Here is a 19,137-nt window from a genome sequence, read left to right as displayed (position 1 = left end):
AAACGAATAAAGGCATGACTTTTAATATAAAATAAGTAGTTAATAGCAATTATAAGACACAGCTATTTTAGCTAGGTCACACGATTTTTTTATTCTGGAAACCCATTTAAAGCTAAAGTCTTCATTTCCTTACTACTAGCTTCATAAATAAAATAAACTTTTAATTCTGGGTGTGTATTTAAAAAGGTTTTTACCTTTTCAACTCCCATGACTTGGAACGCTGTAGCGTAAGCGTCTGCCTTCATACAATCTTCGGCAATTACAGATACGCTTAGGACATTAGTCTTTGTAGGGTAACCTGTTTTTGTATTAATAATATGAGTATATCGATTACCATTTTCATCAACTTTGAATTTTCTGTAAGAGCCAGAAGTAGCCATGGCTTCATTTTTTAATGGTACCGCTAAAACATAATCGTTAGGGTCGCTAATACCATCGAATCGTGGGCGTTGCAAACCAACTTTCCATGGCTTTGCTTTCTCAATATTTACACCTAATGTCCTTACCTCTCCGCCAATCTCAACCAAGTAATTTTCTACATTCTGACTTTTTAAAAATTCTGCAATAACATCGACTCCATAACCTTTGGCTATGGCATTAAATTCTAAATAGCCGCTTTTTGGTTTTTTAATTCTGTTACCAACTAATCCCACTCTATTAAGCCCAACAAATTGCATTAAACTATCTATGGTAGTACTATCTGTAAGAAATTTATTGGTTTCTGCACCAAAATTCCATGCATTTACAACATTACCTATTGTAGGGTCAAAAACCCCTTCAGTGGCTCTGTAGATAGCTTTAGAAGATTTAAGTACATGTTTAAAATGCTCATCTACCTCTACTAAACTATCGTTTTTGTTAACCCTAGAAATATCGGAATCTGGTATGTAAGTAGATAAGGACTGATTTACAACATTAAATAAGCTATCAATTTGTGTCGCATAATTTCTATTACCCAAATCAAAATATTGAATATTAAAGCCAGTTCCAAATACAGGCCCAGAAAGCTTTATGATTTGTAGTTTATCTTCTTTACACGAAAAACAAGTCATAAAAACGATGAGAATATAAAATTTCTTCATGATTAATTTAAATTCATTTCTATAACCTGAATCCCATTATATTCTATAAGGTACTCTTGGTTTAAATAGATTGGCAGATCCTCACCACCAGGATTTCCTAAACCAACACCTGCGTAAAATACCTTCGCATTTTTATCAAAAGCATGTTTTTTAAAAGTCTCCATCCAAACTACATCATAATTATTAGGATTCTCTGGTAACATAACTGCTTTTACCACAACAAAATAATATTGACTGTTCTTATCGATACAAACAAATTGTGGATGTTTTTTTAACTTACTATTAATGGCTACAAACTCAAAACCGCGTGCTTCTAAATCCTTACCCACATGGTTCATAGCAAGGTTGTGCAGTTCTTGAGGAGTTAATGCTTTGCTCATATTAATTTCCCAAAGTAATGGGAATATTTTAGTTTATACAAAGATACATTATTGAATTCTGAATTTAAAGTGGATTCCTGCTTTCGCAATAATGACTATATCACTTAAAACGAACAAATTTAGCACTACCAAAGGTATAATTAGAAACTAAAATTTCAATATCATCTTCTAGTTTGTACCAAGGAGACATAGAATTATCAGCAAGATTCTTAACCAAATGAACGCTTTGAGCTGGTATATTCCCTTGAAATATGAGAAATAACTTTTCACCTTGGTTATTAACCGCTTCATCACAAAGCATTACTATGTGGCCAGGTGAGCCGCCTTTAATTAACATATCGCCTATTTTTAAATCTTTAGCCTTAATCGGTTTAAGTTCTTGGGATAAGGATAGTGTACCAGAATACATATAAATAAGATTTAAGAATTTATAAAAGTTTGTTTTAGAATAATCTTCAGCTCTTGTTTTATGAAAAGTAACTTTATTTCCGCTGATACTTGGTCGATACCCTTGGGCATATTTAGTCCAAGAACAATAATGCCCTGAGGTAAATTTAAAGCCAATTTCATCTTTTCGATTTTGATCCCAAAGGAATTCACTCCTAATTCTAATTAGAGCATCTGCGCATTGCTGCAATCCATTTTTGGGTACTGGTATTTCTAAAATTCCGATATGCCCTCTTTGCCAAAAATATTCCGAAGCATCATAGTTAATTATCTTACTCCCAAAGGGTTTCAATTTGTAATTTCTAAGGTAATCTTCAAAGCTTCCTTTAGGATACGAAGCACGCTGATAGCCTTCAGGTACGTTGACACGTGTTTTTATACTTAGGCTCTCTTTATTTATTAAACTTGGTGTTTCTATAAGGCCTTGTACTGTATTAGCCATTGTATTCAAAGGCTTAAATTGAAATGCTATTAACGCAATGGCAGTAAGACTAAGTAAAACAAGTACTCTATTTTTCATCACTATTTAAACGTAAAACATAACAACTTGTTATTTATATTTTAAACTATTTTAGTTTACAATATCATAATCCATATTTTAATTACACAATTGAAGTTGGCCAGTATGGATGTACTGGCAACACTAACGATAGCTATTAACGCACCTAAAGATTATCGCAAAAAATATACTCACAAACACAGTATGATGCGCAATACAGACATCAACCAACTTTTTAATTATGTAATACAAATGAATTTTCTTAACTTAGAATTGAAAAAGAAAATTATATAAGATGACAACTACAGTACGATTTACCAACGCTATTCAAAAGCTTTATACAGCTTTTCATAATAATACCTTAAACCCAGAAGATTGTAAGCAATGTGCTGTTGGTAATATATTAGATAACACAAATTGCTGGAAGCATTTCACAGACTTACACGGTTCAACTAAATTAAATTATGTTGGATTGGTGCATCAAAATTTAGGACGTAAATTTAATGGCTATACACCATTAGAATTACTTAAAATTGAAGCTGCTTTTTTAGAAGGCTGTGGTTATCGTTTAAGTAGTACTTATTGCTATAAACCAGACACTACTAAGAACAAAGTGATTTTATTTAATGGCTTATGCCAAGTTGTTGCAACCTTATGTGAGTTAGATGGTATTGACAATGTAATGGATTGTTCAACGTTATTTAACCATCTACCTTCTTTATCAGAATTAAAATCTGTTTAATAAAAAAACCAGCACTCAATGAGTACTGGTTTATATATAATTATTGAGAACCTCTGCTAAAAGATTGCCACGCTTTGCTCGCAATCACAGTTTTACCAAATTTAACTTAGCGACTAGCCGCCGAAATCATCGAATCTAATATGCTCGTCTGGGATACCAAAATCTTCTCCCATTTTCTGAACTGCTTGGTTCATTAATGGTGGTCCACAGAAATATAACTCTATATCTTCTGGAGCATCATGATGGTTTAAATAGTTATCTATTACACAATTGTGAATAAATCCAACAAACCCATCACCTGCTTCATCATTGATATCTGTTTTAACCTTCCATTTATCCTCTTCTAATGGCTCAGAAAGTGCCATATAAAATTTAAAGTTAGGGAAGTCTTTTTCTAATTTTCTAAAATGCTCAATGTAGAAAAGTTCACGTTTAGAACGTCCTCCATACCAATACGTTACTTTACGACCAGTCTTAATGGTTCTAAATAAATGGTATAAGTGCGAACGCATTGGCGCCATACCTGCACCACCACCAACGTACAACATTTCACTTTCTGACTCATTGATAAAGAATTCACCATAAGGCCCAGAGATTGTTACTTTATCACCTGGTTTTTGGGCAAAAATGTAGGAAGACGCAATACCTGGATTAACGTTCATCCATTGGTTTTTAGCCCTATCCCATGGTGGAGTAGCAATACGTACATTTAGCATAATCTCACGTCCCTCTGCAGGGTAAGAGGCCATAGAATAAGCACGCTCTACAGTTTCTGTATTCTTCATTACTAAAGGCCATAGACCAAACTTATCCCATTCTGCCTGAAACTTATCTGGTGTTTCGTGCTCTTCAGGATGCGCTGTAATATCTATATCTGAATATTTTATTTCACATGGTGGAATTTCAATTTGAATATATCCACCAGCCTTATAATTCATATCCTCTGGTATCTCAACAACAAATTCTTTAATGAAAGATGCAACATTATAGTTACGAACTACTGTAGCTTCCCACTTCTTAATACCAAATACTTCTTCAGGTATGGTAATTTCCATATCCTGCTTCACTTTTACTTGACAAGCCAAACGCGCACCATGCTGTAATTCTTTTCTTGAAAAATGTGGTGTTTCAGTTGGTAATGCTTCACCACCACCTTCTAAGACATGACATTCGCATTGGATACAAGTTCCACCTCCACCACAAGCAGATGGTAAAAATACTTTATTACTACCTAATGTAGATAATAACGTGCCACCTGAAGCGACTTCAATTTCTTTTTCACCATTAATTAGGATCTTAACAGGTCCTGATGGAGATAATTTTTGTTTTACAAATAATAAAAGTGTTACTAGTAAAAGCGTTACCAATAAAAAGGCACCAACCGTTGCTAGTATTGTTCCAAGTGTACTTGCGGCTAATATCATCATTGTATAAATTACTTATTTATATTTTCAGCTAATTCTAAATCGGTCTTATCCTTAGCCTCTTCATTATTTATATCTTCTTTCTGTAACTCAATGCTAGCAGATTTTTTATCTTTTTTAGCACCTTCATCCCCTCCTGTTAACATACCACCAAAACTCATAAAGCCTATAGCCATTAACCCGGTAATAATAAACGTAATTCCTAAACCTCTTAACGCTGGTGGCACAGCACTATATCTAATTTTCTCGCGTATAGCAGCAATTGCTAAAATGGCTAAAAACCATCCGATACCAGAACCTATTCCGTAATTTAAAGCCAAACCTAACGTTGCGATTTCTCTAGACTGCATAAATAATGAACCTCCTAATATGGCACAGTTTACAGCAATCAATGGTAAGAAGATACCAAGTGAATTATATAGTGATGGTGAAAATTTCTCTACTACTATTTCTACTAATTGCACCATAGTTGCAATAGTTGCAATAAACATAATGAAAGACAAGAAACTTAAATCGTAGCTCGCATAATCTTCGCCTAACCATGATAAAGCACCTGGTTGTAATATATACTGATCTAATAACCAGTTAAGCGGCACTGTTATGGCTAATACAAAAATTACAGCAGCTCCTAAACCAACAGCTGTTGATACTTTTTTAGATACTGCTAGGTAAGAGCACATTCCTAAGAATGTTGCAAAAACCATATTATCTATAAAAATTGATTTAAAAAATAATTCTAAATGTTCCATATTTTTTGAATTTGAGATCCTGAAACAAATTCAGGATGACACTTCGTGTTAGTCTTCTATTAAATCCTTATTTCTTGAACGTTGTACCCAAATGATAATACCAACTACAATTAATGCCATTGGCGATAATAACATAAAACCGTTATTCTCGTAACCTAAGGCATATAATCCTGTCTTTTCTATTGGATCACCCAATACAGGAATACCTAATAACGTTCCAGATCCTAAGAGTTCTCTAAAGAAACCGACAATGATTAAGATAATTCCATAACCTAATGCATTACCAATACCATCTAAAAAAGATCTCCATGGTCCGTTACCTAAAGCAAAGGCTTCAAAACGTCCCATAATAATACAGTTAGTTATGATAAGCCCTACAAATACAGATAAGGTTTTACTCAACTCATAGGCAAATGCTTTTAACACTAAATCCACAATAATTACTAGTGTTGCAACAACAATTAACTGTGCAATAATTCTAATTTTTGAAGGAATTATATTTCGCATCAACGAGATTACCACGTTACCTACTCCCATCACAAATAAAACCGATACTGACATTACGATTGAAGCTTCTAACTCAGCTGTAATCGCAAGAGCAGAACATATACCTAAAACTTGTATAGTAATAGGGTTATTATCTGTTAGCGGGTCTAATATTAATCTACTATCTTTTGCCATTGCTTATTTTCCTTTTAATGAATTAAAGTAAGGTAAGTATAATTTTAAATCTTTTTTGATCATTGCAGTAACACCATCTCCTGTTATAGTTGCACCGGCAATTGCATCTACCTCATTATCTGTTTTATCATTGTTTTTTGGGTCTGCATTACCCTTAGCTACAGTTATACCTTTAAAAGCACCATTTTTAGTTAATAAATGCTCTCCGTAGAAATCATCCATAAAATAACGCTGCTTAATATTGGCACCTAAACCTGGTGTTTCTCCTTTATGATCAAAATAAGCACCTCTAACAACCATGTTTTCGTCCATAGCCACATAACCCCAAATAGCATCCCATAAGCCTTTACCGTAAATAGGTGCGACATAGACCTTTTCACCTTCTGGATTTTTACCTACAAACAATGGTAATTTTCTGTTACCACCGGTCTTTACAGCTGCTTGCTGTTTCTTAACATCTATAAGGTATGGTTCTTGCTTTGTCTCTTCAAGATATTCTGCTCTAGATTGTGTTTTAACAACCTTACCATCTGGATTTACTGTGATTACGATTTGATCCGTAACATTAGTTTCAAAAGCTTCTGGTGCTTTATCTGTAGAAATAAATACAGCACTTGTTTCATCATTATCATTTATGCCCATAGCATAAAGAATGTTCTGTTGCTTTTCTAACCTTTGGTTTTCTGTAATTTTTGGTTTTAATGTTGATGCTAAATATGCTAATAAAGCACCAACAACCAATACCATACCAATGGCAAAAATTATTGTATACGAGTTTTTGTCTGTTCTATTTTCCATTGCTAGGCAACTTTAGCTTTTAAACGTTTCATTCTTTTCTTAACATTTCCTTGTACCACATAATGGTCTATTGTAGGTGCAAATACATTCATTAATAAAATTGCTAAGAATACACCTTCTGGATATGCTGGATTAAATACACGAATCATTATTGAAATAAATCCAATTAAGAATCCATAAATCCACTTTCCTTTATTTGTTTGTGATGCTGTAACAGGGTCAGTAGCCATATACACTGCACCAAATAAAATACTTCCAATTATTAAGTGCTGCCAGAATGGAACACTCATTAGTCCATAAAACTTACTAGACTCTCCAATCCACCCTGCATCTACAACACCATTGAATATTAAGCCCATTACTAAAGCTCCTACTACAGTACTTAGCATTATCCTCCAGCTACCTATCTTGGTAAAAATTAAGAAAAGTGCACCAATAATTATTAAGAATTTTGAAGTCTCACCCACCGAACCTGGTATAATTCCCCAAAACATATCTGCATAAGAATATAATTCTGAGGCTCTATCACCATAGGTAGTCACAGTATCTGTACCTGCAACCGTCAACTCTTGCCCAGATTTGGCATAATATCCTAATAAAGTTTCACCAGAAATGGCATCTAGGTTCTCACCTGCAGCAATGGCCTGATCTCTCTCTACAGCTCCATGTACCCATACTTTATCACCAGACATCCATGTTGGGTAGGCAAAGAATAAAAATGCTCTTATGGTTAATGCTGGGTTTAAAATATTCATTCCTGTACCACCAAAGACTTCTTTGCCTATGACTACACCAAAAATCACAGCTACAGCTAACATCCATAGTGGAATATCTATAGGAACAATTAAAGGCACTAACATACCTGTTACTAAGTAACCCTCTTCTACCTCATGGCCTTTAATGATTGCAAAGACAAATTCTACTGCCAATCCAACTCCGTAAGACACAACGACTAGCGGAAGTACTTTCCACAATCCAACAACAAGATTGTCGATAGTCCAAAAAGAAGCTCCTAAAAATCCGTCAGCTGAATCAATAAGTCCTTGTGCTAGGTAATGTTGATAACCAGCATTAAACATACCGAATATTAAACACGGCACTAAGGCTATGATTACAGTATTCATTGTACGCTTTAAATCATCTACTGCTTTAATATGAGTACCATTATGAGTGGTCTCATTAGGCGTATATAAAAACGTAAAAAGCGCATTAAAGCCAGGAAGCCACTTCTTGTCTTTATTTTTCTCCTTAAAATTGTGTAAATTTTGTTTTAAACCCATCTTGTAATATTTTTCATTTCACTTTCAGTGAATAAAATGATATTTTTCATTTCGTTCCTCAATGAATAATTATCCAATTTCTTTAAGCATTAAGTCTAATCCTTCTCTAATTATTTTTTGGTGCGGTTGTTTAGACACACAGATAAATTCTGTTAGTGCAAAATCCTCTGGTGCTACTTCATACATACCTAAAGCTTCCATTTCATCTAAATCCTTATACATACAAGCCTTTAAAATTTGCATTGGATATATATCTAGTGGAAAAACTTCCTCGTAACTCCCTGTGATCACAAACGCACGGTGCTCACCATTGGTGTTTGTATTTAAATCGTATTTTTTCTTTGGGTTTAACCAAGAAAATGTTAAAGCTCTAGATGTAGATACTTTATCAAAAACTGGTTTGTTCCACCCAAAGAACTCATAATCATCTCCCTCTGGAATTACTGTAATTACATTACTGTAGTAATCTAAACTTCCGTCTGGCGCAACTTTTTTTCCTGATAAAACATTACCCGAAATTATTCTGTCATTACCATCTTTATCTACTCCGTTATCATACACCATAGTTGCTACTTCAGAACCAATCTTAGTTTTAAAGTATCTTGGTTTTTTAACAGAAGAACCTGCTAATGCAACAATACGTTCCGCATTAAATTTACCGGTTAATAATAACTCACCTATAATGACTAAATCTTGTGCACTGACTGTCCAAACAGTTTCACCCTTATTTATAGGATCGACTTTGTTTATTAGCGTTCCTACATTACCTGATGGATGTGGGCCAGATACTTTATGAACCGTTGTATGCTCTAAACCTGCTAATGGCGAGTTTGATGTACCAATAGCTACATTAACACTACCTTCAGTTAACTTTGATAATGCCGTAACTGCCGCTTGTAATTCTGCCTCCTTACCTGCTAAGGTGTAATCTAAATCAGCAGCTAATGGTGCGCTTGCGTAACCAGAAACAAAAATAGATTTTGGCTTACTATCTGCACTAGCAATAACATCATAAGGACGTTGCTTTATAAAAGCCCAACAGCCCGAAGCCAATAAATGCTCCTTTATTTTGTCAGCATCAGCGTTAAGATCAAACTTACCATGATCTACATAACTTTGCTCTTTGTCTGCACTTATTTTAATAGCGTCTATACGACGTCTTGGTCCACGTTGCACTTCAGTCACCTCACCAGAAACTGGCGAAACAAACTTCATTACTTCATTATCTTTATTGTAAAATATGGTCTCACCCGCTTTAACACGTGCTCCTTCTTTTGCAACAAGTTTTGGGATAATACTATGGAAATCTTCTGGTCTGATAGTGCAGAAATTGCTTACAATAGCATTCTCTGTAGTTTTCTCGGCTTCACCAATTAACTTTATATCTAAACCTTTTTTTACTCGGATGTCTTTTGACATATAATTAAAGATTAGTTATCTAAAAATCGCTGCAAATTTACGAATTAAAGCTTAAATAATTTTCAAATTGACACATCTTTTTTATTTATAGCCATTATAAATAACTTTAATACCTTAAGGCATGGAAATTGATTATCTTTGATTAAATAACGTATTCCATGAAAATAAAGCTGTTATTAATACTCTTACTATTTGGCATTTTTATTAACGCTCAAGCGGTGGAAGTTAGTCCACCAGATTTTATAAAAACCATAAAATTTAAAAGCAACACCACCCAAGGCCAATTGCCTATATTAAAATTAGGAGAGCCTCTAATTTTAGAGTTTGATGCCTTAAATGCTAATGAAGAAGATTTTTACTACGTTATAGAACATTTTAATTTTGATTGGACTCCTTCTATTTTAGCTAAAGCTGAATATTTAAAAGGTTTAGATAATCAGCGTATCTTAGAATACTACAACTCCTTTAACACCTATCAAGTTTATTCTCACTACAAACTTCAAATTCCAAATATTCAAACGCGTGGTTTACTTAAAAGCGGTAATTATATGATTTCTATATATGATGAATATGATGAATTAATGTTTAGCCGAAAATTTATGATTTATGAAAGTTTGGTCAATGTTGGAGTTAGCGTTAAACGCTCTAGAGACGTTAGAGTCATTGCAGAGAAACAATCCGTAGATTTAGTGGTAGCGACCAATAGTATTAATTTTAATAATCCTCTTGAAACTATTAAAACCGTTATTATTCAAAATAATAATTTAAATACGGCTATTACAGATTTAAAACCTCAATATACCATTGGCAATAAATTGATTTATAGATACGATACTGAATCTGCATTTTGGGGTGGTAATGAATATTTATGGTTTGAAACCCGAGACGTTAGAACCTCTAACATTGGTGTGCAGTTTATTGATCTAAAAGATATTTATGAGAGCTATCTATTTACCAATAGCGCCAGATCTGGCAGACCTTACACCTACAACCCAGATCTTAATGGAAATTTTCAAGTTACAGCAAGAGAAGGTTTAAATACTGATATTGAAGCAGATTACACCATGGTTCATTTCTCTTTACGACAAAATGAATTAAAAGATAAAGACATATATGTTTATGGAAATTTTAATGCTTTTGCTATAGAACCTTTAACGCAAATGTTTTATAATGCCGAAAGTGGTAATTACGAAGTCAGTTTTCGTCTTAAACAAGGCTTCTATAATTATAAATACGTTGCAATAGATCGTAATACCAACGCGCTAGAAGAGGGCGCTATAAGTGGCAATTATTGGCAAACGGAAAACAATTACAAAGTTCTCACTTACTATAGAGATTTAGGTGCACGTTTTGACAAACTTATTGGTTACGGTGAAGCTAGTTCTATAAATATATCTAATTAACAACTTCTAAATCAACTATACAACTAAACGTATGATCTACTAAGGTGTTTTCTACGATACACCCTAATTGCTCATCAAAGGTTCTATTTTTTGCAATAGGCTTAGCATACACATGAAGACTCATTGAACAACTAAATGTCGTATTGCGCAATCTATGAAATCCACTTTTTTTATCAGATTTGGTAATTTGATTTTTGCAAAGTGTTTGGGAATGGGTTAGTGTTAACTGACCTTGATTATCTAGTTTGTAATACTCCTCATTCATTTCACCATCGAGAAGATACACCCAACATTCTTCGCCATCATGGTCATGGATCGCTGTTTGCTGCCCTTTATCCCAACAAATTAAAATAAGCTCAAAATTAGAATCTCTGTAAAAACAATTTCTAGAGTAGCAATTAGGAATCCAATGCTCAATCTCACTAAAATCAATACCATCAAAATCAAAATCTTTTAAAATCTGCGTGTAATCTTCGTTAGAAGACTCCGACAATAGATCTATGAGTAATTTAATGTGTTTTTGAGTATTCAATTATTTAAAATATTATGGATTAATACCGAAAATAGAAATAAATTTACATTAAGCAAAAATTCGAATTCAAAGTAATGCAAAAAGACCTCAACTTATTTATTCAACTGGCTGAACTTTTATTAGAAGAAGAGCAAAAAAATCCTGTTGCTAAACCAATTCCAACACAGTCACTTTACAATAATCTCGATTTATCTCTAGATAAAGACGGAATAATAGATGAAGACCTTTCAAATACATTAAAAAAAATAATAAAGAGCACACCAAAAACGGCATCAAAATCGTTTTTTAATCAGCTATTTGGCGGAAGATTAGGTAAAGCTACCCTTGGAGATTTACTAGCAGTTTTATTTAATAATAGCATGTACACTTATAAAGTTGCTGGCCCACAAGTAGGTATAGAAAAGCAAGTCTTAAAGTCTGTTTGTGCTTTAGCTGGCTATGCTAAAGATAGTGACGGCACTTTTGCTCCAGGAGGATCTATGAGTAATATGATGGCTCTAATTATGGCTAGAGACTTTAAAAATGAAGCTATAAGAACTGAAGGCCTGTCTAATAAAATGACATTATACACCTCAAAAGCCTCACATTATTCTATAGCAAAAAATGCCGCCTTAACCGGAATAGGAAGAGACCAAGTACGACATGTTAACACCAATGGTAAAGGCGAGATGCTTGCTGAACATTTAGATACGCTAATTAAAGACGACCTCGCTAATGGCTATGAACCATTTTTTGTTAACGCTACTGCAGGCACTACGGTTTTAGGAGCCTTTGATGATATTAAATCCATAAGTAAAGTATGCAAAAAATACGACCTTTGGTTACATGTTGATGGTGCTTATTGTGGCGGAGTTATTTTTAGCAATACTTACAAACACCTTGTTGACGGATTAGAACTTTCAGATTCTTTTAGTGTTAACGCTCATAAAATGTTAGGCACACCTTTAAGTTGCTCAATTATTATTACACAACACAAAGCGCAGCTACACCATTCATTTTCTAACGAAGCAGACTATTTATACCAAACCGATGGAGATGATTTTAATTTAGGTAAAACATCCCTGCAATGTGGTCGGCGTAATGACGCTTTAAAGGTCTGGACCCTATGGAAATCTGTCGGAACAAAAGGTTTAGAAAAAATTGTAGACAAACAATTTGAAATGGCAAAAATAGCTCGAGACTACATGGCACAAAACGATGCTTACACCCTTTACAGTTTTGAAAACTCCATCTCTGTATGCTTTAATTATAAAGGTATAGCTGCCAATAGATTATGCACATCCTTATATAAAAACGCTGATCTTATGGTAGGATTTGGAAAATTTAATACTGTGGAATTTGTAAGGATGGTTACTATAAACAGTGTTTTAGAAAAGGAAGATGTTTTAGCATTTTTTAAAAATTTAGAAAACCACGTTGCCGAAAAAATGTTAAATATTAACGCTTCTTAACCTCAAAAGGAGTAATCCTTAAAAATTTATATTATTTTAGCTAGGAATATCCATAAAGCGTAGATGGTACAACAAGTTACAAGCGGAATTAAAATTTCTGTAGAAACCAATTTTGAAGGTACATTTTATAAAAATTATAAAGTGCACTTTGCGTTTGGTTATAAAATAACGATTGAAAACCAAAGTAAGGACTCTGTGCAGCTTAATTCTAGGTACTGGAAAATTCTTGATGCACTTAACAATGAAGAAGTCATAGAAGGTGAAGGTGTCATTGGTAAAAAGCCTGTTTTAAAACCAGGTGAATCTCACACTTACAATTCAGGATGTTTATTAACTTCTCCTTTTGGTGCTATGAAAGGCCATTACAATATGGTAAATTTTACCAAGGCTAATAAATTTAAGGTTTACATTCCATCATTTAAATTAAGTGCTCCTTTTGCACTTAATTAATTCAATTATTTGTCTATCGGCAGCATTGAAGCATCTTCTTTAAACCATATACATTAGATTTCTCATTATTTTTATATCAATATAAAGAAGCTATAATTATATACTATATTAATTTTCAAAGGTCTTGATAAAATCAAATCTGTAAACTATTGAATCTTGTTTTACATTAAAAAACAAGCAATTAGAATAATGCACAAATTGATAGTTAGAATTAATGTCAAAGTTTTCGTTATCTATTTTATAAGCACCATCACAATCTATATTTCCATAAGGTGAAATACGTCTAAATCGATACTCAGATTTGCTTCCTAAATCATACAATTCAAACCAAGCACCTGCAGCAATACCACTAAGCCATTGCGCATGCTCTACTTTTTCAGTATTAGATTTAGGCTGTAAAGTACCAACCAAACTAGGGCTATAACCTTTTAGGGTATCTAAAAATAAACGCCTATTTTCTTTGCTTACCGAAGCTTCAAACGCTTTAATTTCACCTTTTTCTGAAACGACATAGACGAAATCTTCAGTGTCTGCAATAACCACATTGCCAATAGTGCTTGGCGTAAACCATTTAGATTTCACTAAACGCTTCTTTAAGTTGGTATTGGTCACCGAAGCAATTAAAGCATCCGTTACAAAACGTGCACAATTACAGGCTATTTTAATAAAAGCCGCATATCTAATAAATCCTTTAGCCTGCATGGCATCGATATGCGTTCTTGCTAAATTATAATTAACAGCACTACAAACCGATGCATATAATGCACCATCTCCATGTGTAAGTTTAGGATGTGTAGCCAAAAACTTTAAAATATCCTCTAAATTTATAATGGTATCATTTTCAATCTCAGCAACTAAAGGAAAGTGTAACTCAAAATCAGTTTCCCTACCTCTTACTCTACCATTAGGTTCTGAGGTAATGTAGCGACCAAAATCATGATACTCTAAAACACCTGTTAATTTATCTATTAATACTAATGCAGCATGCCCTGCTCTTACGTGTTTTTTACTACCAATAAAAAGAAAGCGTAAAAATTTAGAATACCACTCTTCTGCATGAGACACAATAGTTTCAGGATAAGCAAGTGTTAAGATAAAAGCATCGTTATTAGGCATAGCCAATTGAAAAATTTAAAGGCGCAACTTACAAAAAAATATGGATGCATATTTCACATAACAATAACGTTACAAATCAAGATTATTTCATAAATATTGTAACTTTGCATCTTGTTTCTGCGAAAGTGGAAATCTCTTAATCAAAAAGTAAATAATCAGATTCCCGATTACTCGGGAGCGCTAAAAATTTTAACGATGGGAAAAGGATTTTTTAATGTACCAATCGCAATAAATGAGCCTGTAAAATCTTATGCACCTGGTTCACCAGAGCGTAAAGCAGTAGCTGAGGCTTACAAAGCAATGTTTAACAGTAAAGTTGAAGTCCCTTTATATATTAATGGAAAAGACGTTAAAACTGGCAATACCAGAACTATGTCTCCACCACACGATCACCAGCATACAGTTGGCGCGTATCATTTAGCAGAAAAAAGCCATATAGAGGAAGCTATTGCTACAGCTTTAGAAGCACGTAAAGCTTGGTCTCAGATGCCTTGGGAACAGCGCGCAGGTATTTTCTTAAAAGCTGCAGAATTAATTGCTGGCCCTTATAGAGCTAAGATTAATGCCGCAACAATGATTGCGCAATCTAAAACCATACACCAAGCAGAAATTGATGCGGCTTGTGAGTTTATTGATTTTTTACGCTTTAATGTTCAGTTTATGACAGACATATACATGGAACAACCAGAAAGTACAAGCGATGCTTGGAACCGTGTTGAATACAGACCACTAGAAGGCTTTACATACGCTGTAACACCATTTAACTTTACGGCTATTGCCGGAAATTTACCAGCATGTATGGCACTAATGGGTAATGTTGTAGTGTGGAAACCAAGTGATAGCCAAGTTTATTCTGCAAAGGTTATTATGGACGTATTTAAAGAAGCTGGTGTACCAGATGGCGTTATTAACGTTGTATTTGGCGATCCTGTAATGATTACAGATACTGTATTGGCTAGCCCAGATTTTTCTGGCTTACATTTTACAGGCTCAACATTCATATTTAAAGAACTTTGGAAACAAATTGGAAATAACATTCATAAGTACAAAACCTACCCAAGAATTGTAGGTGAAACAGGTGGTAAAGACTTTATTGTAGCTCACAAGTCGGCTAACGCTAAGCAAGTCGCTACAGCAATTTCTCGTGGTGCTTTTGAATTTCAGGGTCAAAAATGTAGTGCAGCATCGAGAGCGTATATTGCTAAAGGAATTTGGGCTGATGTTAAAAACTATTTAATTGAAGATATCAATTCCTTTAAAATGGGTTCACCAGAAGATATGAGTAACTTTATTACAGCAGTAATCCATGAAGGGTCGTTTGATAAATTAGCAAAATATATAGACGAAGCAAAGAGCGATAGTGATGCTGAAATTATTGCTGGTGGTAGCTACGATAAATCTAAGGGCTATTTTATTGAGCCAACGGTTATTGTTACCACTAATCCAATATACACCACCATGTGTACAGAATTATTTGGACCCGTAATTACAATTTATGTTTATGAAGATGAGGCTTATGCAGAAACTTTAAAAGTAGTAGATGAGACTAGTGCCTACGCCTTAACAGGTGCTATTCTTTCTACAGACCGTTACGCTATTGAAGAAGCTACAAAAGCATTACAAAATTCTGCTGGTAACTTTTATATTAATGATAAGCCTACTTGTGCAGTTGTAGGCCAACAACCGTTTGGTGGTGCTAGAGCGTCTGGTACAAATGACAAAGCTGGTAGTGCTCAAAATTTATTGCGTTGGGTATCACCACGATTAATCAAAGAAACGTTTGTTACTCCTACGGACTATAGGTATCCGTTTTTGGGTTAATTAGTTATTAAAAAATTAATCTGTCACATTGAGCGCAGTCGAAATGTCTTAGACATTAGCACTATAGATTTCTCGACTGCTTTGCAGTGTGGTTTCAATCAAAATATATTTGGACTTCAACCAATGTTCGAAATATCGGATAACATACTTTGAAGTTATCTTTTTTATTTATGTTTAAGCGGCAAATGAATCACTTTTTTGGTTTCAAAAAAATCTTCTTCAAAATAATCAGATAATAAAAACGCCTTTATTGTTGTATACTGTTTTAATTCCTCTGTTAAATCTCCACCTTTAAGATAAAGGATACCATTCTTTAAATCATTTTGCTGTTTTTTAGCAATTTTTCCTTTAACCCATTTTGTAAATTCTGGCATTGCGGTAACAGCTCTACTTACAATAAAATCATAAGTTTCATCAATAGCCTCTACCCTACTATGCGTCGTTTTAACATTGGTTAACGCTATAGCTTCACTAACGGCATCAATAACTTTTAGCTTCTTATTAATACTATCTACCAAATGAAATTGGCAATGAGGAAATAAAATTGCTAATGGCACACCAGGAAAACCACCACCTGTACCTACATCTAAAATTGATGAATTATCACTAAACGTAATAACTTTAGCAATACCCAATGAATGCAACACATGTCTAAGGTACAACTCATCAATATCCTTACGAGACACTACATTTATCTTTGCATTCCAATCTTTATACAAATCCTCTAAAGCTTCAAATTGCTTTATTTGTAGCTCACTTAAATCCGGAAAGTATTTTAAAATTAAATCCATTGCTGATTTTTTTCAAAAATACAGTATTTTGGCGTGGATAATTTAACTCAAATACGTAGGTTGCATTTTATTTATTAATTATATTTGACCGATTATAATGTATAAGAAAAGTCTACGTTATAATTGAAAAAAATGATCATATGGAAGGACAAACCTTATCATTCTCAAGAGTTGATTCAGCAAAGTTTTTTAGAACACTAAACAAACGCGTTAACAACTACTTTAAAGACAACAACATAAAGCGCACTGGTAATTGGCAATTGTGGGTAAAAACAATAGTAATGTTTGCTTTGTTTCTTACCCCTTACTTTTTATTACTTACTTTAGATATCCCAACTTGGGCACAACTACTCTTAACAGTGGTTATGGGAATAGGTATGGCTGGTGTTGGTATGAATGTGATGCACGATGGTAACCATGGTTCATTTTCTAATAAAGAATGGATAAACCGCTTAATGGGCAGCAGTATCTATATACTCGCAGGAAATGTTTACAACTGGAAAGTACAACATAACGTTCTTCATCACACTTACACTAATATCCACGGCCATGACGAAGATTTAGAGGCCGGCAGAATATTGCGTTTTTCGAAGCATTCAGAATGGCATAAACACCATAGATTTCAGCATTACTATTCTATTTTACTTTATGGATTACTAACCATAAACTGGGCAATAACAACAGATTTTCAGCAGATGAAGCGCTACATGAAACGCAAATTATCTTATGGTAAATTGCCTAACCCCTTAGTTAATTGGAGTAAATTAGTATTAACTAAAATTTTATATGTTTCTATGTGGATTGTACTCCCTATAGTATTAACCGATTTAGCTTGGTACAAAGTTATAATAGGCTTTTTTATTATGCATTATGTTGCTGGGCTTATACTAAGTGTAGTTTTTCAATTAGCTCATGTTATGGACGAAGCAGAAATGCATTTACCAGCAAAGGACGGCACAATGAAAAATACATGGGCCATTCACCAATTAAAAACAACCGTTAATTTTGGAGCTAAAAACTGGTTAGTAAATTGGTACACAGGTGGTTTAAATCACCAAGTAGAACACCATATTTTTCCGCACATTAGCCATATACATTATGGTAAAATTGCTAAAATTGTGAAGGATACTGCTAAAGAATTTAATTTACCATACAAAGAATACAAAACTACAAGAAAAGCGATCGCTGCTCATTTTAGGTTTTTAAAGGAAATGGGAATGCGACCAACAGTACAAGCATAATTCTATTATACAATACTCATGAATCAACTTTCAGATAGAATTAATAATCTATCGACTTCAGCAACCCTTGCCATGGCAGCAAAAGCCAGAGAACTAAGAGCAGAGGGAAAAGACATCATTGGACTTAGTCTTGGAGAACCAGACTTTGATACTCCAGATTTTGTAAAAGAGGCAGCAATCAATGCTGTAAATGAAAACTACAACAGCTATACACCTGTAGACGGTTATGCAGAATTAAAGGACGCTATAATTACTAAATTTAAGCGCGATAATAACCTTGAGTATTCAAGAACTCAAATTGTGGTTTCCACAGGCGCAAAACAAGCTTTATATAATATTGCTTCTGTTATGCTTAACGATGGAGATGAGGTTATTTTACCTTGTCCTTACTGGGTGAGTTATAGCGATATTGTAAAATTAAACGGAGGCGTACCTGTTGAAGTAAAAACAGACATAAAAAACGATTTTAAAATGACAGCTGAACAATTAGAGGCTGCCATTACTCCTAAAACCAAAATGATTTGGTACAGTTCTCCTTGCAACCCTAGTGGTTCAGTTTACAGCAAAGAAGAGCTTAGAGCCTTAGCTGATGTCTTGGCTAAGCATCCAAATATATATATTGTCTCAGATGAAATTTATGAACATATTAATTTTATCGGCGGTCATTACAGCATAGCTCAATTTGATGATATGTTTGATAGAACCATAACTGTAAATGGCGTCTCTAAAGCATTTGCCATGACAGGTTGGAGAATCGGTTACATAGGAGCACCAGAATGGGTCGCTAGAGCCTGTAATAAAATGCAAGGACAAGTAACTAGTGGTGCTAAT

19 protein-coding genes are annotated in these 19,137 nt (G+C 34.0%); 7 read left to right on the top strand and 12 right to left on the bottom strand.

The annotated features are described in order from the left end of the window. Positions 1–89: 89 nt before the first annotated feature. The 3 genes from Q0800_RS09075 to Q0800_RS09065 form a co-directional block, all read right to left on the bottom strand. Positions 90–1,082 (bottom strand): FAD:protein FMN transferase, encoded by a 993-nt coding sequence (locus Q0800_RS09075; RefSeq protein ID WP_299129029.1) that lies wholly within the window; start codon positions 1,080–1,082, stop codon positions 90–92. Positions 1,083–1,084: 2 nt separating this feature from the next. Further along, complete coding sequence (locus Q0800_RS09070; protein ID WP_299129028.1) at positions 1,085–1,462, bottom strand: Na(+)-translocating NADH-quinone reductase subunit F; 378 nt, start codon at positions 1,460–1,462, stop codon at positions 1,085–1,087. A 100-nt stretch (positions 1,463–1,562) separates the two neighbouring features. After that, a complete protein-coding gene (locus tag Q0800_RS09065; protein WP_299129027.1) occupies positions 1,563–2,429 on the bottom strand; it encodes a DUF4846 domain-containing protein in 867 nt (288 codons plus the stop codon). A 274-nt stretch (positions 2,430–2,703) separates the two neighbouring features. On the opposite strand from Q0800_RS09065, the gene Q0800_RS09060 reads away from it, so the two are divergent. Further along, positions 2,704–3,150, top strand: a complete 447-nt coding sequence (locus Q0800_RS09060) for a Na(+)-translocating NADH-quinone reductase subunit F (RefSeq protein ID WP_299129026.1) — start codon at positions 2,704–2,706, stop codon at positions 3,148–3,150. 113 nt (positions 3,151–3,263) lie between these two features. On the opposite strand, the gene nqrF is transcribed toward Q0800_RS09060, so the two are convergent. The 6 genes from nqrF to Q0800_RS09030 form a co-directional block, all read right to left on the bottom strand. Further along, complete coding sequence (gene nqrF, locus Q0800_RS09055) at positions 3,264–4,574, bottom strand: NADH:ubiquinone reductase (Na(+)-transporting) subunit F (protein WP_299129049.1); 1,311 nt, start codon at positions 4,572–4,574, stop codon at positions 3,264–3,266. Positions 4,575–4,585: 11 nt separating this feature from the next. Next, positions 4,586–5,323, bottom strand: coding sequence for an NADH:ubiquinone reductase (Na(+)-transporting) subunit E (gene nqrE / locus Q0800_RS09050; protein ID WP_299129025.1), 738 nt, complete (start codon positions 5,321–5,323; stop codon positions 4,586–4,588). Between the two features lie 48 nt (positions 5,324–5,371). Further along, a complete protein-coding gene (locus Q0800_RS09045) occupies positions 5,372–6,004 on the bottom strand; it encodes an NADH:ubiquinone reductase (Na(+)-transporting) subunit D (protein ID WP_299129024.1) in 633 nt (210 codons plus the stop codon). Between the two features lie 3 nt (positions 6,005–6,007). After that, positions 6,008–6,802 (bottom strand): Na(+)-translocating NADH-quinone reductase subunit C, encoded by a 795-nt coding sequence (locus Q0800_RS09040; protein ID WP_299129023.1) that lies wholly within the window; start codon positions 6,800–6,802, stop codon positions 6,008–6,010. A gap of 2 nt (positions 6,803–6,804) precedes the next feature. Further along, the gene (locus Q0800_RS09035) at positions 6,805–8,082 is read right to left on the bottom strand and encodes an NADH:ubiquinone reductase (Na(+)-transporting) subunit B (RefSeq protein WP_299129022.1); all 1,278 of its coding nucleotides are present in this window, start codon (positions 8,080–8,082) and stop codon (positions 6,805–6,807) included. A 69-nt stretch (positions 8,083–8,151) separates the two neighbouring features. Then, complete coding sequence (locus Q0800_RS09030; RefSeq protein ID WP_299129021.1) at positions 8,152–9,501, bottom strand: Na(+)-translocating NADH-quinone reductase subunit A; 1,350 nt, start codon at positions 9,499–9,501, stop codon at positions 8,152–8,154. A 158-nt stretch (positions 9,502–9,659) separates the two neighbouring features. Here Q0800_RS09030 and Q0800_RS09025 point away from each other — a divergent pair, with 158 nt between their 5' ends. Beyond that, the gene (locus tag Q0800_RS09025) at positions 9,660–10,904 is read left to right on the top strand and encodes a DUF5103 domain-containing protein (protein WP_299129020.1); all 1,245 of its coding nucleotides are present in this window, start codon (positions 9,660–9,662) and stop codon (positions 10,902–10,904) included. On the opposite strand, the gene Q0800_RS09020 is transcribed toward Q0800_RS09025, so the two are convergent. After that, positions 10,897–11,436 (bottom strand): cysteine dioxygenase family protein, encoded by a 540-nt coding sequence (locus Q0800_RS09020; protein WP_299129019.1) that lies wholly within the window; start codon positions 11,434–11,436, stop codon positions 10,897–10,899. The genes Q0800_RS09025 and Q0800_RS09020 overlap by 8 nt on opposite strands. A gap of 74 nt (positions 11,437–11,510) precedes the next feature. On the opposite strand from Q0800_RS09020, the gene Q0800_RS09015 reads away from it, so the two are divergent. Further along, positions 11,511–12,887 (top strand): pyridoxal-dependent decarboxylase, encoded by a 1,377-nt coding sequence (locus Q0800_RS09015; protein WP_299129018.1) that lies wholly within the window; start codon positions 11,511–11,513, stop codon positions 12,885–12,887. A gap of 63 nt (positions 12,888–12,950) precedes the next feature. Further along, positions 12,951–13,337 (top strand): Co2+/Mg2+ efflux protein ApaG, encoded by a 387-nt coding sequence (apaG, locus tag Q0800_RS09010; protein ID WP_299129017.1) that lies wholly within the window; start codon positions 12,951–12,953, stop codon positions 13,335–13,337. Positions 13,338–13,445: 108 nt separating this feature from the next. On the opposite strand, the gene Q0800_RS09005 is transcribed toward apaG, so the two are convergent. Continuing rightward, positions 13,446–14,453 (bottom strand): DUF6695 family protein, encoded by a 1,008-nt coding sequence (locus tag Q0800_RS09005; RefSeq protein ID WP_299129016.1) that lies wholly within the window; start codon positions 14,451–14,453, stop codon positions 13,446–13,448. 195 nt (positions 14,454–14,648) lie between these two features. Between Q0800_RS09005 and pruA the strand changes: the two genes are divergently transcribed. After that, entirely contained in the window at positions 14,649–16,274 is a 1,626-nt protein-coding gene (gene pruA, locus Q0800_RS09000) for an L-glutamate gamma-semialdehyde dehydrogenase (RefSeq protein WP_299129015.1), read from the top strand. Positions 16,275–16,438: 164 nt separating this feature from the next. Here pruA and rsmG read toward each other — a convergent pair whose 3' ends face one another. After that, complete coding sequence (rsmG, locus tag Q0800_RS08995) at positions 16,439–17,065, bottom strand: 16S rRNA (guanine(527)-N(7))-methyltransferase RsmG (RefSeq protein WP_299129014.1); 627 nt, start codon at positions 17,063–17,065, stop codon at positions 16,439–16,441. 140 nt (positions 17,066–17,205) lie between these two features. On the opposite strand from rsmG, the gene Q0800_RS08990 reads away from it, so the two are divergent. After that, entirely contained in the window at positions 17,206–18,306 is a 1,101-nt protein-coding gene (locus Q0800_RS08990) for an acyl-CoA desaturase (protein ID WP_299129013.1), read from the top strand. An 18-nt stretch (positions 18,307–18,324) separates the two neighbouring features. Continuing rightward, a partial coding sequence (locus Q0800_RS08985; RefSeq protein WP_299129012.1) for a pyridoxal phosphate-dependent aminotransferase occupies positions 18,325–19,137 on the top strand: 813 nt, incomplete at its 3' end.

Origin of the sequence: uncultured Winogradskyella sp. (assembly GCF_937958655.1) — a bacterium.
Lineage (GTDB): Bacteria > Bacteroidota > Bacteroidia > Flavobacteriales > Flavobacteriaceae > Winogradskyella.
This window is presented reverse-complemented; position numbering and strand designations above follow the sequence as displayed.

Coding starts and splice junctions, on each gene's coding strand:
- nqrE (WP_299129025.1), bottom strand. CDS start 5,323: ATGGAACATTTAGAATTATTTTTTAAATCAATTTTTATAGATAATATG.
- Q0800_RS09015 (WP_299129018.1), top strand. CDS start 11,511: ATGCAAAAAGACCTCAACTTATTTATTCAACTGGCTGAACTTTTATTA.
- rsmG (WP_299129014.1), bottom strand. CDS start 17,065: ATGGATTTAATTTTAAAATACTTTCCGGATTTAAGTGAGCTACAAATA.
- Q0800_RS09070 (WP_299129028.1), bottom strand. CDS start 1,462: ATGAGCAAAGCATTAACTCCTCAAGAACTGCACAACCTTGCTATGAAC.
- apaG (WP_299129017.1), top strand. CDS start 12,951: ATGGTACAACAAGTTACAAGCGGAATTAAAATTTCTGTAGAAACCAAT.
- Q0800_RS09030 (WP_299129021.1), bottom strand. CDS start 9,501: ATGTCAAAAGACATCCGAGTAAAAAAAGGTTTAGATATAAAGTTAATT.
- Q0800_RS09040 (WP_299129023.1), bottom strand. CDS start 6,802: ATGGAAAATAGAACAGACAAAAACTCGTATACAATAATTTTTGCCATT.
- Q0800_RS09025 (WP_299129020.1), top strand. CDS start 9,660: ATGAAAATAAAGCTGTTATTAATACTCTTACTATTTGGCATTTTTATT.
- Q0800_RS09060 (WP_299129026.1), top strand. CDS start 2,704: ATGACAACTACAGTACGATTTACCAACGCTATTCAAAAGCTTTATACA.
- nqrF (WP_299129049.1), bottom strand. CDS start 4,574: ATGATATTAGCCGCAAGTACACTTGGAACAATACTAGCAACGGTTGGT.
- Q0800_RS09075 (WP_299129029.1), bottom strand. CDS start 1,082: ATGAAGAAATTTTATATTCTCATCGTTTTTATGACTTGTTTTTCGTGT.
- pruA (WP_299129015.1), top strand. CDS start 14,649: ATGGGAAAAGGATTTTTTAATGTACCAATCGCAATAAATGAGCCTGTA.
- Q0800_RS08990 (WP_299129013.1), top strand. CDS start 17,206: ATGGAAGGACAAACCTTATCATTCTCAAGAGTTGATTCAGCAAAGTTT.
- Q0800_RS09065 (WP_299129027.1), bottom strand. CDS start 2,429: ATGAAAAATAGAGTACTTGTTTTACTTAGTCTTACTGCCATTGCGTTA.
- Q0800_RS09005 (WP_299129016.1), bottom strand. CDS start 14,453: ATGCCTAATAACGATGCTTTTATCTTAACACTTGCTTATCCTGAAACT.
- Q0800_RS09045 (WP_299129024.1), bottom strand. CDS start 6,004: ATGGCAAAAGATAGTAGATTAATATTAGACCCGCTAACAGATAATAAC.
- Q0800_RS09035 (WP_299129022.1), bottom strand. CDS start 8,082: ATGGGTTTAAAACAAAATTTACACAATTTTAAGGAGAAAAATAAAGAC.